Genomic DNA, 15,972 nt, shown 5'->3' with positions numbered 1-15,972 from the left:
GGGAGGAGACGGGCGCCGTTCATCCCCATACGCCCGAATCTCTCCGGTGACCGCACAGGTCCCGGGGGTGAACCCGATTGGCACGCGCCACAGCAGGTGACAACGTTGATGACGCGGGACCCACGCCCCGAAACACCCGCGGACACCCATGAGTCCGGGCGATCGCGAACGGAACCGACATTCGCCGCCCACGACGTGTCAGGGAGACGGATGAGAACCAGATGTGTCCTGACCGGAGCCGCTGCAGCACCGGCCCGGGTGAGGTGATCGGCGACCGCGCCGGTGCCCCCGCCCCCGGTCCGGCGGCGGGGGCACCGGAGGCGATCTTCGGCCGCGGCGGCCACCGGTCGTCCGCCGTGAATTCCGGTCGCGCAGCGGCCGTTCACAGGGGCGAATTCACGGCGGTCGACCCTCCTTCAACCTTCCTTGAGGGCGAGTCGGGCGATGGGACGCCCGCTCACGGGGTGGGGAGTGCAGGTGAAACCGGCCTTCTGGAACATCCGCACGGTGCCCGTGTACACCTCGGCGCTGGGCGCGCGTCCCCCGGCCGTGTCGACCGGGTACGCCTCCAGCACCCGGCCGCCGCAGGCGCGGGCGTGGTCGATCGCCGCGATCAGCAGCCGCGATCCCATGCCCTTGCGGCGGCGGCGCGGCGGCAGCCAGAAGCACACCAGCGACCACACCCCCGGCTCGTTCGGGTCGACGGGCCGCAGCGACCGCGACCGCGAGAGTCGCACGAAGTCCTCCCGGGGAGCCACGGACACCCAGCCGCACGGTCGGGCGTCCTCGTAGGCGATCAGTCCGGGAACCCGCCCTTCCAGCGTCACGCGGTTCAGCGTCTCGCGGTTGGAGGCCCCGCGCTGGGGCTGGGGACACGACACGCTCTCGGTGAAATCCTTGGCTCTGCGTCGGAAGTACACACACCAGCAGTGCCCATAGGCCCCGGTTGGCCCGAACAGTTCTTCCAGGTCCTCCCATCGATCCGGAGTGGCGGGCTCGATCGAGATGACGGTCATCAGACCCCCTCGGCGCGCACTGGTCGTGACCCAGAACACTAGCGACTCCGGGGCGTGTCCGGCACCCTCCGTTCCGTCCGGATCGCGGCCTTTTCACAGGTCACGCCCGCGATAAGAGAATCTAGGAGGAGTCCTTGACCGTCGGGCGCCCCACCTCCGCGCGCAACTCCGCGATCTCGGCCCGCAGCGCGCGGACCTCGGTGAGGACCAGGGTGTCGACCTCCCCACCTGCGGCGCGCCGTTCGTCGCCCTCGTGCTCCAGGGCCTGCACCGCCACCGCGATGAACAGGTTCAGCGCGATGAAGGTCGACGCCAGGATGAACATGACGAAGAAGATCCACGCCAGGGGCTGCTCGTGCATGACGCCGCGGGCGATCTCCCCCCAGCTGTCCCCGGTCATGATCTGGAACAGGGTGAACAGGGAGGTGAACAGGTCGCCGAAGTTCTGCGGGGAGGTCTCCCGGAACAGGTTGGTCGACATCACCGCCGCCACGTACAGCAGCAGCGCGACCAGGAACGAGATCGATGCCATCCCCGGCAGCGCACGGAACAGGCCGGTGACGACGTGGCGCAGGGACGGGATGACGGACAGCAGTCGCAGCACCCGAAGCACCCGCAGGATACGCAGCACCGCGAACGGCCCCGTGGCCGGCAGCAGCGCGATGCCCACCACGGCCATGTCGAACCAGCTCCACGGGTCGCGGAAGAAGTCCCGGCGGTGCGCGAACATGCGCAGACCCAGCTCGACCACGAACACCCACAGCACGGCGGTGTCCGCCGCGTGGAGCACCGCGCCGTATTCCGAGCGCATCCACGGCGAGGTCTCCACCCCCAGAAGCAGGGCGTTGACCAGGATCAATCCGATGATGATGGCCTGAAACGACCAGGCATCCACAATTGCCCGGACTCGGTCATGCAACAGCAAGTGTCGGAACTCCGTCTTCAATCGGAGGAATCGGGCGGGGGACCGCCAGAGCCTATCGGCGATATCCGATGACGGAGATAAGCTCCGCGCGCGCCGCGGCCGCACGCGAAACCGCCGGCGGCGGAGGCACGATGGCCCCGCCGCCGGCGGAGGGAGGGTCGACGCGGGCCGCGCCGGGGGTCGGGGTCCGGGATCAGACCCTGGACCTGTCCTCGTCCGGCTCCCAGCACTCCACGCCGCGCAGGCCGGGGATGCGGTCGCGGGTGAACACCGGGTCCAGCCCCTGCTTGCGCTGCTCCTGGTAGTCCTTGAGCAGCAGTACGACGATGCCGCTGAGCGGCGCGATCGCCAGCAGATTCACCAGCGCCATGATGCCCATGGTGGTGTCGGCCAGGTTCCACACGATCTCCACCGAGCCGATGGCGCCGAGGAACGTCGCGGTCAAGAAGACCAACTGGAAGCCGAGCATCACGCTCTTGTTCCCGCTGAGGAATCCGACATTGGACTCGCCGTAGTAGTAGTTGCCCAGCACCGAGCTGAACGCGAGCAGCAGCAGGACCAGGGTGAGCGCGTGCAGCGACCACGTGCCCAGGTTGGCCTGCAGCGCCTCCTGTGTCATCAGCGGGCCGCGCTCCGAGCCGAACTGCGGGTCGGAGACGAGGATGACGAACGCGGTGATGGAGCAGATGACGAGGGTGTCGAAATAGACGCCCAGGGTCTGCACGAGGCCCTGCTTGACCGGGTGGCTGACCGACGCGGTCGCGCCGGCGTTGGGGGCCGACCCCAGGCCGGCCTCGTTGGAGAACATGCCGCGCCGCACACCCTGCACGATGACCGTGCCCAGCGTCGCGCCGGCGAACTCGCGGATCCCGAAGGCGCTCTCGAAGATCATCGTGAAGACCGCGGGGATCTGGTCCGCGTTCATCACGACCACGACCAGGCCCATCACGATGTAGATCAGCGCCATGAACGGCACCAGCGCCTGGGTCACCATCGCGATGCGGCGCACGCCGCCGAAGATCACCGCCGCGCTGATGGCCACCAGCACCGCGCCGATCGCGGCGCCGAGCCAGCCGGGCGCCGTCGCGCCGGACGCCTCGACCGAACCCTGGATGGCACCGGAGATGGTGTTGCTCTGCACCGCGTTGAAGGTGAAGGCGAAGGTGATGGTGATGACGATCGCGAAGATCACCCCGGCCCAGCGGGCGCCCAGGCCGCGCTCCATGTAGTAGGCGGGACCGCCTCGGAAGCCGGTCTTGTCCCGCACCTTGTACAGCTGGCCGAGGGTGGACTCGACGAAGCTGGCCGCGCCCACGATCAGGCCCATCAGCCACATCCACAGCACCGCGCCGGGGCCGCCCACCGCGATGGCCCCGGCGACACCGACGACGTTGCCGGTGCCGATGCGCGCTGCGGCGGAGATGGAGAAGGCCTGGAAGGAGGAGATCGCCTTCTTGCCGTCGGGCGCGGTCTCGGGGGTGCCGCGCAGCGTCCGGATCATGTCCGGGATAAGGCGCAGCTGGACACCGCCCAGCCGGACCGTGAAATAGATGCTCAGAATCGCCAGCAGGGGGATGAGCAGGTACTGCCAGAAGCCGTCTGTGAGGAAGACGACCGTCTCGTTGATCCGGTCCACGACCCGAAGTGCTCCTTTGCGACTGGGGGGAATGCCACCGCCGCATTACCCACCCATTTGGGGTGGAACACCCCGAGGTGTCACACGTTGCAGTAAACGGACCATTCTGTGACCTATGCCTCGCGTCGGTCACCGCCCGCCCACCCAACGTGCGCGGATCAGTCGGTCACGCTGCTGGGCCGGGTCCGGTAGACGAGGTCCGCGTAGTCCGGGTGCCGACGGATCCAGCCCTTGACGAAGGGGCACAGCGGGAGCACCGCGAGTCCGCGCGCACGGACGTCGTCCAGCGCCCCGCGCACCAGGCTGCCCCCCACGCCCCTGCCCTCGTGGACCGGGTCCACCTCGGTGTGGGTGAACACGACCATCTCGTCGGTCACGATGTAGTCGGCGAATCCCGCAGTGCCCCCGGCGGCGTCACGCGCCTCGTAGCGCTTGCGCTCCGGCACGTCGATCACGGTCAGCTCCACTGCTCCCCCTTGGCCTTGAGCCGGTCGGTCACACCACTCGGGCAGTCCAGTGCGGCGCGGTCCCAGCCGAGCAGGTCCGCTCCCGCCCGGTAGGCGGCTTCGTAGAAGGCGAGCACCGCCGACCTCGGGTCGGGGGCGCGGCGCGCTTCGGCGCAGGGCAGTAGTGCGAGGTGTCCCGCGCCACTGGGGGCCCACAGGGCCCCGGAGGGCAGCGGGCGGTCGGTGATGCCCTCGGGTTCGGGCGCCGTGTAGGAGTAGAAGGCCGGTTCCCCGGTGTTCTCGTCACCGAACCAGAAGCCGAAGGAGACCACGTCGCGCGAGTACGCCTCGCGGATCAGCGGACCCGCCTTCCGCGGCTGATCGATGACGCGCTCGCCGAACCGGGTCATCGCGATGTCGAAGGTGTGCCAGAAGTGGTGCACCGGGCTGGTCTTGCCGGAGAACCCGGCGGCGAACTCCTCCAGCACCATGTTGACCTGGCTGAGCACCCGCCAGTAGCGGTTCGCGGCCTCCGGGTCGTAGTGGGCGTGTTCGACGTCCTCGGCGAAGGGGCGCCCGGAGTCGGGCAGATCATAGGGGCGGGGACGGGGGATGCGGGCGTGCACGCCCAGCCCGTCCAGCGTCGCGAGCACCTCGCGGTAGAACGTGGCCACGCTGTGACCCGGCAGCAGGAACGACGCGCTGCGGCCGTCGATGGTGCGGGCCACCAGGAGGTGGTCCACGAAGTCGAAGTCGACGGTGAACACCGGGTTGCCGTCGACCACCCCCATCGGCCGTGTGGTGATGCCGTTGCCGTTGAGGTGGTAGGGGGCGTTCCACCAGTGGTTGCGCCGCGGAGCCGAGGTCAACCGGATCTTGCCGACGACCTGGAGGAAGCGATGCAGGGTCTCCTTGGTGTCGGCCCAGTCCCGTAACGGGACCGCAGGGAACAGCTCCATCACGCGTCCTCCGTCCTCCGTGGTGGACCGGAAAGCCTGTCGGACGTCCCATCATCGCAGTTCAGCGACGCGCACGAGGGCCGCCGCGCGGTTGCCGACCCGAACTCGCTCCAGCGCACACACACCCTGCGGCAGCACGATCCTGCGGGTGCGCGCCGTGACGGCGAGGACCGCGCGGTCCGGCAGGACGGAGGCCAGCGAGCGCATCAACGCCGGGACGGGGTCGGCGGCGCCGGACGCGGGGGCGGCACCGGACCAGTGTGTGAGGTCGCCGTAAGGCACGTCGGTGAGGACGAGGTCCACCGGGTGCCCGGGGGGCTCGGGTGCGAAGGCGTCGCCCGGACGGGCGGTGTGCGGCAGGTCGCCGCCGAGGCGGGCGAGGCCGTCGGCCAGCCGCCGCGCGGCGTCGGCGCGCTCCAGGAAGGACGGCTTGGCGAACTCCACCGCGCCCGCGCGCAGCTCCCGCTCGCGCGCGGCCAGCCCGTCGGCGGTGAGCAGGGCGAGGTTGCGGGCGGCGATGCCGAGCGCGTCGGGGTCCACGTCGGTCGCCAGGACATGCCCGAGCCGGTCGCGGTGCAGCAGGCCGAGGACGGTCGCCAGGTACCCGCTGCCGCAGCACGGGTCCCACAGCCCGAGCGGCCCGGGGCCGAGGTGGGCGGCGGCCCGCTGGAAGAGCTCGTCGGCCAGCCGCACCGGGAACCCCGGATGCCCCGGGGCGGACCGCAGCACCTGTCCGGTGGCCAGGTCGGACCGGTCGGCGCGCTCGGTGGCGTAGCGGTAGCTCATGGTTCCCCATCATCCCGTTCCGTCGATCTCAGTGAACCGCACCGACTATCGGCGGTCATTCGGTGCACTCCGCCGAGATCGACGGGGGATCCGGTGGGACGCGAAAAAACCCGGGGCCGTGGCGGCTCCCGGGTTCTCCTTCGTTCTGCGTCCGTGCGGTCCTGACGGGATTTGAACCCGCGGCCTCCACCTTGACAGGGTGGCGAGCACTCCTAACTGCTCCACAGGACCATGCGTATCGCCCGCATTCCGCCTTTCGGCGGCGAACGGCGATAGGACAACTCTAACGGTACGGCGGGAGTGCTCGCGCCAGGGTGTCCACCGCCGTCCTCTCTCAGGCGCGTCCACCTTCCCGGATCTCCGGGGGCGCGGAACAGAGATCACGCAGAACACTCGAAAGTCGCACAGGGTAATATTCACGACGTCGCCGCGGGCTCTCCCCCGGCGTCCTCACCTTTTCTCCCGAGGAGCACCCCCGCCACGTGTCCGCCCTGCTCTCCGATCCCCCGCGGGGGATCGCCCCGGCCTGCTGCGCGGCCGCCGTCCCGCCGACAGCGGCCGGCGCCTTCGGCCTGCCCGTGGAGCGGCGCGTGGGGGGTCTGCGGACACCCGCCCGGGCTCGCGGGGCGCCGCCGCACCTGAGGACGCCGGTTCTCCCGTTCTCCCGCCGCGCCACCGGTAGGGCGCGCGCCATCGGCACCGCCGTGCACAGCCCTGGCCCGTAACCCCGGTCGCCGCACGCCACCCCCCTCCCCCCATCCCTCGAATCCGACCGGGACCCCCACAGGAGTAGCAGTGGCACAGGAACGCCACACTGAACCGCGGCGCGCCCGCCTCGCCGGGGTAGACGTCGCCCGCGGCCTCGCGCTGATCGGTATGTTCATCGCCCACCTGGGCGTGCCGCTCTCGGCGTTCGCCGTCTCCGGCGAGCCCTACGCCATCGCCAGTGGCGGCGCGGACCCCGTCAACCTCGCCGACCGCGTGGCCGTCCTCGTCTTCGACGCCGTCAGCGGACGGTCCGCGGCGCTGTTCGCCCTGCTCGCGGGGGTGTCCCTCACCTTCATCGCGGGACGGCGCGACGTGGTCACCAGCGCCGCGGACCGGGGGCGCGCCCGTGTCAAGATCGTGGTGCGCGCGGCCCTCCTGGTCCTCATCGGCTACCTGCTCGCGTCCTTCCACAGCGCGGCGGTGATCCTGCACTACTACGGGCTGTACTTCCTGCTGGCACTCCCGCTGCTGTGGCTGCGCGGCCGGGTCCTCGCGCTGGTGGGCGGCCTGGTCATCCTCATCGGGCCGACGGTCGGCAACCTGGCCTATGGCGCCACGGAGCTGTTCGGCGAGGACTGGCCGTCGCTGATCCTCGGCACCTCGCACGACCCCTTCTTCTCCTACGTGCTGCCGCGGGGGCCGGGGGCGGCCTTCGAGCTGTCGGCCCCGACCGACGGCCTGCTGGACCTGCTCGCGACCGGCCTGTACCCGGCGGTGGCGTTCATGGGCTACGTCATCGCCGGCATGCTCGTCGGGCGCCTGGACCTGCGCTCGGCGTCGGTCCGCGCGCGCCTGGTCCTCGGCGGGCTCGCCGGGGCGGTCGTCGGCTACGGGGGCTCCTGGGTGGCCGTGCGTGCGCTGCCCGACGGGCTGCCGACGCTCTTCGGCGTCCCCGCCGAGGATCTGGTGATCGCCGAGCCGCACAGCAACACCACCTTCGAAGTGCTCGGCAACACCGGGGCCGCCCTCGTCGTGCTGGGCCTGTGCCTGATCGTGGCCGACCGGGCCGGGCGCCTGCTCGACCCGCTGGCGTCGGTGGGGACGATGACGCTCACGCTCTACTCGGCGCACATCGTCCTGATGTGGGTGACCGACCCGCTGGGTGAGGGCTACGGCCGAATCAGCGACGTGCTCGCCCACGACGCCGAGCTCTACCTGATCGCCGCGTTCATCGTGGCCACCGTATGGCGGTCCCGGTTCGGCAGCGGGCCGATGGAGCGCATGCTCACCCGGGCCGCCAACGGCACCGCCGAACGCGTGCTCCCCCGCGAGAAGCCCCGCACCCCCGTCAAGACCTGACCCGCGACCTCCATCCGGCGTTGATCTCGGGGATATCGGGGTATCAGGCGCGATTTTCACCCCGATATCCCCGAGACCAACGGAGCTGAGGGCGCTCAGGGGCGGTCCCGGCGCACCCGGCCCTCGTCCCACACGGGGCCCTCGGAGGGGTAGACGTCGCCGTCGGCGCCGAACACCAGGAAGCGGTCGAAGGAGCGCGCGAACCAGCGGTCGTGCGTCACGGCGAGGACCGTGCCGTCGAAGGCCTCCAGTGCGGTCTCCAGCGCTTCGGCCGACTCGACGTCGAGGTTGTCGGTGGGCTCGTCGAGCAGCAGCATCGTCGCGCCGGACAGCTCCAGCAGCAGGATCTGAAACCGGGCCTGCTGCCCGCCGGACAGCGCGTCGAAGCGCGTCTCGCGCCGGTGCACCAGCTCGTAGCGCTGCAGCACCGGTGCCGACAGATCGAGCGGGAGCGCGTGGTCCTGCTCCAGGATCGCGGTGAGCGTGCGGCCGTTCCACTCGGGGTGGTGGTGGGTCTGGGCGAAGTGGCCGGGGACCACGCGCGCGCCCAGGCGGGCCTCACCGGTGTGGGCGACGGCGGGCGGGTCGGCGAGCAGGCGCAGGAAGTGCGACTTGCCCGACCCGTTGGAGCCGAGCACGCCGACGCGCTCGCCGTAGAAGACCTCGGTGGAGAACGGCTTCATCAGGCCGGTGAGTTCGAGGTCCGTGCAGGTCAGGGCGCGCACACCGGTGCGGCCGCCGCGCAGCCGCATCCTGATGTCCTGGGGGCGCGGCGGTTCGGGGGGCGGACCGGCCTCCTCGAACTTGCGCAGCCGGGTCTGGGCGGCGCGGTAGCGGCTGGACATGTCGTCGTTGTATGCGGCCTTCTGGCGCAGGGTCCGCACCAGCTCGCGCAGCTGCGCGTGCCGCTCGTCCCAGCGGCGCCGCATCTCGGCGAACCGGGTGTGCCGGTCGGCGCGGGCCTCGTGGTACCCGGCGAAGCCGCCACCGTGCACCCACGCCGTGTTCCCGGCGGCCGTGCCGCCCTCCAGGGTGATGACGTGGGTGGCGGTGCGGTCGAGCAGTTCCCGGTCGTGGCTGATGAACAGCACGGTCTTCGGGGTGGCGCGGAGCTGCTCTTCCAGCCAGAGTTTCGCCGGGACGTCGAGGTAGTTGTCGGGCTCGTCGAGCAGCAGCACATCGTCGGGCCCGCGCAGCAGGGCTTCCAGGACGAGCCGCTTCTGCTCACCGCCGGAGAGGGTGCCCAGCTCGCGGTACTGGGCGCGGGCGAACGGGATCCCCAGGGCGGCCACCGTGCACACGTCCCAGAGCACCTCGGCGTCGTATCCGCCGGCGTCCGCCCAGTCCGCCAGGGCCTGGGCATAGCGCAGCTGGGCCCGCTCGTCGTCGCGCTCCATCATCACCAGCTCGGCGGCGTCCAGCTCACGCGCGGCCGCACGCACGGCCGGGGGCGCCACGGACGCGAGCAGGTCCCGCACCGAGGCGGCCGCGGTCAGCGGCGCCGCGACCCCGTCGGCCCCGTCCGTGGCGTTGGCGTGCGAGCCGATGAACTGCCGCATCACCCCGATGCGCCCGCTGCGGGTCACCGCCCCACCGGACGGCGCCTCGTCCCCGGCGACGACCCGCATCAGGGTCGTCTTCCCGCTCCCGTTGGCGCCGACGAGGACCGCCTTCATCCCGTCGCCGACCCGGAAAGAGACGTCATCCAACAGCATCCGCCCGTCGGGCAGCGCGAACGCGACCCCGGCGACGTCGATGTGACCCATAGTGCGCACTATGCCGCCGAAGGCGGGCCCGGGTCGAAGGGTTTTCTCGGGCGCGGGCGGTCACCCCGCCCCGTCACGAATGGCGCACGGCCGCACGTCCCGCCCAGGAGCCGTCCTCCTCGCGCGCGATGACGGCCGGGACCAGGCCGTAGGGGTCAGGGTGCACCCGACGGGTGAAGTCCATGGCCTCGAAGTCCCTCGATGACCACGGGCAGCATTCCGACGAATCGGACACCACCGGATCTGCCGCCATGGCCATCGAGCGGGAAGCCCCGGGGGGGCCGCGGTCACCGCGCGGCTGGGCGCGGGCCTGCGGCGCGGTGGAGTCGGTTGGCGATGGCCAGGCCCAGCCCCTCGTCCGCGGGCGGGCAGGCCACGATGAGGTCGCACCCGCGCCGGTCGAACTCGCGCAGGAACCCGTACAGGTCGCGCGCGTACTCGGCCGGCGACGCGGGGACCGCCACCACGGTGTGCGCCTTCACTTCGGCGTCGGCCAGCGCCGGGGGGAGCAGGACTCCCACCCGGTGCCCCTGCTCCCGGGCCCGTTCGGCCTCGGCGGCCACCTGCCCCGGTTCGACGAGCACGACCCGGGCGCGGGGCGCGTAGTGCGACGGGTGCTGCCCCGGCACCCGCACCCTGCTCACCCCGGGCACCGGCACCGGGCGTCCCAGCGCCTCCTCCAGCTCCTCGCGCGTCACACCGCCCGGACGCAGCACGGCCGGCTCCCCGCCCGACACGTCCACGATCGTCGACTCCACTCCCACCAGGCACGGGCCGCCGTCCAGCACGAAGTCGACCGCACCGCCCAGCTCCTCGCGCACATGGTCGGCCGTCGTCGGGCTCACCGACCCGAACCGGTTCGCCGAGGGCGCCGTCACACCGCCACCGAACACCGACAGCAGCTCCCGTGCCACAGGGTGGGCCGGCACCCGCACGGCCACGGTGTCCAGCCCGCCGGTCGCCTCCGTGCAGGCCCGGTCCCCGCGCCGCAGCACGAGCGTGAGCGGCCCCGGCCAGAACCGCTCGGCCAGCACACGCGCTTCCTCCGGCACATCCGCCACCCAGTCGGCCAACTGCTCCGCCCCGCCGATGTGCACGATGAGCGGGTGCGTCGGCGGGCGTCCCTTGACCTCGAAGGTGCGCGCCACGGCGCCGGGGTCCTCGGCGTTGGCGCCCAGCCCGTAGACGGTCTCGGTCGGAAGCGCCACCAGGCCCCCGGCCCGCAGCACGCGCGCCGCCTTTTCGATGTCCCCGCTGCCTGCCGTCATGCTCGTACGTCCTTTCGGTGTTCACCGTCCCCGAAACCTGAGGATGCCGTGTCGGCGGTCGTCGACGAACCAGGTGTCGCCGACCAGGCGCGGATACCTCCCCTGGAGCTCGCGCATGGCCGCCCCGACGCCGCCGGTCGCCTCACCCGCCCCGAAGACGGGAAGGAACAGCCCCGGCCCGTCGGCCTCGCAGACCAGACCGTCGAGGATCCGTCTCCGCCGCTGCCCGAGCTCCGCGGCTCCGCGCGGCCAACCGCCGTCGACCCAGCACAGCGCCCACGTGTCCGCGCAGGTCAGCGACTCCCGGATACCGACATCATGCCCTACTCCCCGACCTGGTCGGTACGGGTCCCGGCAGTCGTTGACGCGCACGCCCGGCGCGGCATCGCGGCCCGACCGGCGCCAGGCGGGCAGGCCCGACCCCAGTTCCCTCCGCAGCCACACGCCCAGGAGCTCGCCGTCCGCGCAGGCGTCGGGGAAGCGCCGGCGCCACTGGAGCAGGAAGGCGCCCGCCTGCTCCACAGCGGCGGTGACACCGTCGGAGCTGCGCACAAGAAGGAGGACGCCCATCAGGCCGCCACCCCCTTAGCGGACCAGGACTCGGCGCGCCGCCACTGCTGCCACGCACCGCCGGAGCGCAGATACCACACGCCCCCGGGGCCCTCCCGCACGGCCAGGGACAGCCAACCGCCGTCGAAGTAGCGCTGCAGCAGGGGGTTGCGCGCGATCAGCATGTCCACACGCTCCCGGGGCGCCTCCACCACGTACAGCGCCCGCATCGGTTCGTGGTGGAGTCTGTCCCCGGCCGCGACCGACTGCCAGGGAAGCCCCAGCCGCAGGTCACCGCCGTGGCCCTGCAGAACGCCCACGTCCCCGACCACGTTGTGCAGCGTCTTGTCCCCCGCCCCCAGCACCTGCGGATCCACAGTGGAGAAGTAGTACTGGGCGTTGATCCACTGGACCACCAGCCCCGGGGCGGTCAGGATCGTCTCCAGCGCGGACGCGTCCTCGTCGACTCGCCAGTCGTAGGAGTGCAGGAAGGTCCGCCCCCGCAGGTCCAGCCCCGAGACCATCTCGCCGGGCCCGATGACGAAGGCCGCGTGGCGGGCCAGCCCCCACTCAGGCCGCACCTGGGCCCAGTCGGCCGCGCGCCTGGCCGGCGCGCCGCCCCCGGGCAGGTGCGCGGCCCGCTCGCGCGCCAGCGCGCGGCCCGCGGTGCGCAGGTCGGCTTCCAGCCGTTCCAGGTCCCGGTGGTGCGTGGCGGGAACCGTGTGGGGGGCCAGGAGGGTGACCTGGTCGGTGGCGGTATCGTGCTCGGCTGCCACGAACACGGTGTCGGCGGGGATGGTGATGCCCCGTTCGGCCAGCCCGGCGCGCACCTCGGGCCGGTTGAGGATCGCGCACGCCACCCGCGCGTTGGGGCCGCCGCGCTGCCCACCGCACGCGCCGCAGTCCAGCGCCGCCTCATAGGCGTTGTTCTCGGTACGGCTGCCGTGCCCGGCCAGCAGCACGATCCGGGCGAAATCCGCCACCAGCCCGAACGACCGCAGCACGGACTCGGCCCAGCGGACCCGCTCCTGGCCGTCGAGCCCGAGCCGCCGCGCCTCCCGAACACGCGCGGCGTGCCCCTCCTCGGTCAGTCCGAGCCGTCGGCGCAGGTGCACCTGGCCGCCCGCCAGCGCCTGGCGCCGGTAGTCCTCGCACTCGTCCTCCGACAGCCCGGGACGGCCCAGCAGCGCACGGATCGCCTGCCGTTCGGCCGACACGGCCAGCGCCTCGGCCTCCTCCCCCGTGGGCGAGGCCACGGTGACGTCGGTTACACCGTCCCAGCGGTGGCCGACCACCCGGCCGACCATCCGGGCGCGCACCCGCGCGTACCACCTGGGGGCCGCGGTCTTGACGGCCGCCAGCGGACCGGCGATCCATCCGGCGGTCTCGGCCAGGACGAATGGGGACGCAAGGTCGTCCTTGGCACCGTGGAAGGCGTACTCCAGCGCATGCGCGTGCCGCCGTCCGGCGACGGCGCGCGCCGCGTCGGCCTCGCGGCCCTTCGCCGCGTACTCGGCGATCCGCGCGTCCGGGGTGAGCGGGACGGGGCACAGCCGCGCCTCGTGGTCGCCGGCCAGCTCCCGGTAGCCCATGGCCAGCTGGTAGAACCCGGCGAACCCGTATGTCCGGTAGGGACCCAGGCGCTCCAGGTGGCGGCGCATCCCCTCCGACCGGGCGTCGATGCAGAACACTGCCTGCGCCCGTGCCCGCCCGGCCCGAGCCGGTGGCGCGGGCCGGTCCAGGGCCTCCAGAAGCCGGTCGCGGTAGTGCCACTCGAAGGCGTCGAGCCAGACCCAGCCCCTGTCGGGGGCGGGAAGGCGTTCGAGTACCTCGCCCAGCTGCCGCAGCACAGGTTCTGCCGTGGTGCGGGTGCCCAGGGCGCGCGCCACGCCGATGGCGCGCGCGAACCCCGCCTCGATTCCGCTCAGCGGCGCCTCCTCCACCAGGCGCGCCTCGACCAGGGCGCGCAGCGAGTCGGTGCCGTGGGGAAGGTGGGATGTGGCCTCCTCCACCAGCGCGGCCTCGTAGGTCAGGCGGACCGCTAGCAGGTCCACCAGGTCGGCAGGGTACGGCGCCTGGTCGGGGTGCCCGGCACACCACTTGGCGTGGCCGGCCCACCCCGGGGTGCGCGCGAGCTGGGCGCGCAGCTCGCCCTTGTGCTCGCGGTCGGGCACCCGGAGGGCGGCCAGGGCGTCGAGCACGGCGTCCTCGGCCCGCTCGGGAAGATCCGCAAGGCGCGACCTGGCGATGCCCAGGCGGCGCGGCGCGGGATCGAAGGCCACCAGCGACCGCCAGGCGGCGTAGAGGCCGCGGTCGCGGTGCGGCATCGGCCAGCGCGCCTGGACGGTGTCGAAGAAGGCGGCGCACCACTTGGCCACCTGCTCGTCGACCACCTCGGCCACCCGGGTACCCAGCAGTGCGTCGTACCACTCGCCCGCACCCCGCGGCCTCGGTGTGCGTCGGCCGGCCTCCTCACCGTGGAGCAGGTCGGCGCGCAGCACCTCCACGGCCGACCGGTGCCGGCCCGCGAGCTCCACCGGCTCCGCGGCGTCCAGGTCGGGAAGCCGCCGGAGCACGGCCGCATCCAGGTCGGCGTCGCTGATGCGCCCCTGGGCGTACAGGCCTCGAAAGCGCTCCAGCGGCAGGTGCCCCCGCAGCCCGAGAAGGTCCGATGCCAGGCCGACCGCCGTCTCGAAGGGGTGGTGCTCCAAGCCACCGAGCGGATTGACGGCGACGATAGTGCGCAGCGGCCAGGTGGGGAAGAGAATCCTCCCGGCCGAGTCGACCCGCGCGCGCAGGAGGGCGTGACTTTCAGGGCTGTGGCCGGTCATTCCTCACACTCCAGACGAGATGGGCGCGGGGGTGCGCGTCGGCGCGGACCCCCGGTGGGCGGTGGCGCGCCAGGTGTCGGACGCGGTGACCCAGCCCGCGTCCAGCGCCCGCGCGTACAGGTCGGATTCCACGGACGAGACCGGCCGGAGCCGGGCCAGCAGTGCCACGGCCAGCACGGTCGCGGGCACGAGCACCAGCCATGGGCTGACCGGTCGGGCGGCGGCCTCCAGGGCGGGTGCCAGGAACCCCTTGGCCGCGACCAGGAGCACGGCGTAGGACGCGCAGACGACCGCGGTCGCCGCGACCCCCGCCCCGGCGCGGCCGGGTGTGGCCCCCAGCCAGGCCCACAGGGCGTGTGCGGCGCTGGCCCAGGCGAAGGGCAGCAGGGCGAGGGCGCCCGGCTGCTCCAGAACCCCCGAGGCGAAGGTGGTCAGGCACACCCACAGCACGGCGGCGGGTACGGCGGCCGCCACCGCCAGGCGTGTCGGCGCGGGCCAGCCCACACCCGCCGGGGCGGGCCGGGGGACGGCCCGGTGGCGCTTGCTCGCGCCGATGGCCGAGCCGGCCCCCAGGAACAGCGCCGCCTTGTACATCCCGTGGGCGACCAGGTGGAAGACCACGAAGGCGAACGCCCCCAGCGCGCAGGCCATCACCATGAACCCCATCTGGCCGATCGTGGAGTAGGCGAGGGCTCCCTTGGTGTCGGGCCGCGACAGCATCAGCGCAGTGCCGTAGAACGCGGTCAGGGCGCCGACGGCGAACGCCAGGTGGGTGGCGAGACCTGAGGAGGAGAAGACCGGCCCCAGCCGGACGAGCAGGAACCCCCCGGCGTTGACGAGCCCGGCGTGCATGAACGCCGACACCGGAGTGGGTGCTGCGAGCGTGGCCGGCAGCCAGCGGTGCAGCGGCAGCAGCGCACACCGCCCCATCGCCGCCACCACCAGCAGGCACGCCACCACGGGGGCAGTGGGCACACTGAGTCCGGCCACGCCGATCCGGGTGTCGGCCAGGGCGTGGGCGGCGGCGCCCACGTCGCGCACGTCGAGACCGCCGATGCCGGTCCACACCAGAGCGCAGGCCGCGACCAGGGCCAGGTCGCCGACGGCGAACGCGGCCGCGGCGCGCCGCAGGCCCAGCCGGGCGGAGGGGAGGTCCGCGCGCTGGGCGAACATCGCCAGCAGCCCCAGTCCGGCGGCGATCCAGGCGGCGAGCAGCAGGCCCAGCGTGGCTGCGCTCACCAGGACCGCCGCGGCCGAGGTGGTGGCGCCCATCGCGGCGACCAGTCGGCACTGGCGCGGGTCGCCCGACAGGTAGCGGCCGGTGAACAGCTGCGTCAGCGTGCTGACGCCGAGCACCAGGGCCAGCATCACGATGGTCAGCCGGTCGGCGTGGAGAACCGCGGGGGTGCCGCCGGGCAGGGCGGCCGCGACCGGCCCCTGGGAGGCGACGGCGAACGCGACCACGCCGGTCAGGGCCAGGGCGGTGGCCGCGCCCGCCGCGCCCCAGGATCCGGCGCGATCGCCGATGCGCGCGGGTACCAGAGCACAGGCCAGGGCGGTGAGCGCGGGCAGCGCAACCGCGGCGAACAGCAGGGCGCTCACCGGGCCGCCGCCTGCGGCAGGCGTGCCTCACCGGCGGCGCGGGCCGGGATGTGGGGGCCGGTCGGGCCGTGCGGCTCCGCAGGTCGGCCGGTGGCCTTGAGCGCGTGGGCGCTGTTCATCA

13 protein-coding genes and 1 tRNA gene are annotated in these 15,972 nt (G+C 72.7%); 1 reads left to right on the top strand and 13 read right to left on the bottom strand.

The features are described 5' to 3' along the window. Positions 1 to 416: 416 nt before the first annotated feature. From HNR23_RS24110 to HNR23_RS24080, 7 genes are all read right to left on the bottom strand, one after another. Positions 417 to 1,016 carry a GNAT family N-acetyltransferase gene (locus tag HNR23_RS24110; protein ID WP_184079005.1) on the bottom strand — a complete coding sequence of 200 codons (600 nt, stop codon included), beginning with the start codon at positions 1,014 to 1,016 and terminating at the stop codon, positions 417 to 419. 121 nt (positions 1,017 to 1,137) lie between these two features. Further along, a complete protein-coding gene (locus HNR23_RS24105) occupies positions 1,138 to 1,935 on the bottom strand; it encodes an ion transporter (RefSeq protein WP_184080805.1) in 798 nt (265 codons plus the stop codon). 199 nt (positions 1,936 to 2,134) lie between these two features. After that, positions 2,135 to 3,577 (bottom strand): amino acid carrier protein, encoded by a 1,443-nt coding sequence (locus HNR23_RS24100; RefSeq protein ID WP_184079004.1) that lies wholly within the window; start codon positions 3,575 to 3,577, stop codon positions 2,135 to 2,137. Positions 3,578 to 3,735: 158 nt separating this feature from the next. After that, complete coding sequence (locus tag HNR23_RS24095) at positions 3,736 to 4,044, bottom strand: N-acetyltransferase (protein ID WP_184079003.1); 309 nt, start codon at positions 4,042 to 4,044, stop codon at positions 3,736 to 3,738. Continuing rightward, the gene (locus tag HNR23_RS24090) at positions 4,035 to 4,982 is read right to left on the bottom strand and encodes a DUF5996 family protein (protein ID WP_184079001.1); all 948 of its coding nucleotides are present in this window, start codon (positions 4,980 to 4,982) and stop codon (positions 4,035 to 4,037) included. Before HNR23_RS24090 ends, HNR23_RS24095 begins: the two co-directional genes overlap by 10 nt. A gap of 51 nt (positions 4,983 to 5,033) precedes the next feature. Next, positions 5,034 to 5,768 carry an rRNA methyltransferase gene (locus HNR23_RS24085; RefSeq protein ID WP_184078999.1) on the bottom strand — a complete coding sequence of 245 codons (735 nt, stop codon included), beginning with the start codon at positions 5,766 to 5,768 and terminating at the stop codon, positions 5,034 to 5,036. Between the two features lie 156 nt (positions 5,769 to 5,924). Beyond that, positions 5,925 to 5,999, bottom strand: a tRNA-Asp gene (locus HNR23_RS24080). Positions 6,000 to 6,563: 564 nt separating this feature from the next. Between HNR23_RS24080 and HNR23_RS24075 the strand changes: the two genes are divergently transcribed. Next, positions 6,564 to 7,835 (top strand): DUF418 domain-containing protein, encoded by a 1,272-nt coding sequence (locus HNR23_RS24075; RefSeq protein ID WP_184078997.1) that lies wholly within the window; start codon positions 6,564 to 6,566, stop codon positions 7,833 to 7,835. Between the two features lie 95 nt (positions 7,836 to 7,930). On the opposite strand, the gene HNR23_RS24070 is transcribed toward HNR23_RS24075, so the two are convergent. The 6 genes from HNR23_RS24070 to HNR23_RS27325 form a co-directional block, all read right to left on the bottom strand. Then, on the bottom strand, positions 7,931 to 9,601 hold the full coding sequence (locus tag HNR23_RS24070; protein WP_184078995.1) for an ABC-F family ATP-binding cassette domain-containing protein: 1,671 nt from the start codon (positions 9,599 to 9,601) through the stop codon (positions 7,931 to 7,933). Between the two features lie 287 nt (positions 9,602 to 9,888). After that, the gene (locus tag HNR23_RS24065; RefSeq protein ID WP_184078993.1) at positions 9,889 to 10,869 is read right to left on the bottom strand and encodes an L-threonylcarbamoyladenylate synthase; all 981 of its coding nucleotides are present in this window, start codon (positions 10,867 to 10,869) and stop codon (positions 9,889 to 9,891) included. Between the two features lie 21 nt (positions 10,870 to 10,890). Next, positions 10,891 to 11,439, bottom strand: a complete 549-nt coding sequence (locus tag HNR23_RS24060; protein ID WP_184078991.1) for a hypothetical protein — start codon at positions 11,437 to 11,439, stop codon at positions 10,891 to 10,893. Further along, the gene (locus tag HNR23_RS24055) at positions 11,439 to 14,249 is read right to left on the bottom strand and encodes a DUF2309 domain-containing protein (protein ID WP_184078988.1); all 2,811 of its coding nucleotides are present in this window, start codon (positions 14,247 to 14,249) and stop codon (positions 11,439 to 11,441) included. Before HNR23_RS24055 ends, HNR23_RS24060 begins: the two co-directional genes overlap by 1 nt. A 3-nt stretch (positions 14,250 to 14,252) precedes the next feature. Then, a complete protein-coding gene (locus HNR23_RS24050) occupies positions 14,253 to 15,851 on the bottom strand; it encodes a proton-conducting transporter transmembrane domain-containing protein (protein ID WP_184078986.1) in 1,599 nt (532 codons plus the stop codon). Continuing rightward, complete coding sequence (locus tag HNR23_RS27325) at positions 15,848 to 15,970, bottom strand: hypothetical protein (RefSeq protein ID WP_281381895.1); 123 nt, start codon at positions 15,968 to 15,970, stop codon at positions 15,848 to 15,850. Before HNR23_RS27325 ends, HNR23_RS24050 begins: the two co-directional genes overlap by 4 nt. Positions 15,971 to 15,972 lie beyond the last annotated feature (2 nt).

Source organism: Nocardiopsis mwathae, from assembly GCF_014201195.1.
Taxonomy (GTDB): domain Bacteria; phylum Actinomycetota; class Actinomycetes; order Streptosporangiales; family Streptosporangiaceae; genus Nocardiopsis_C; species Nocardiopsis_C mwathae.
Note: the sequence above shows the minus strand (reverse complement) of the source record. Positions and strands in the feature narration are given on the sequence as shown.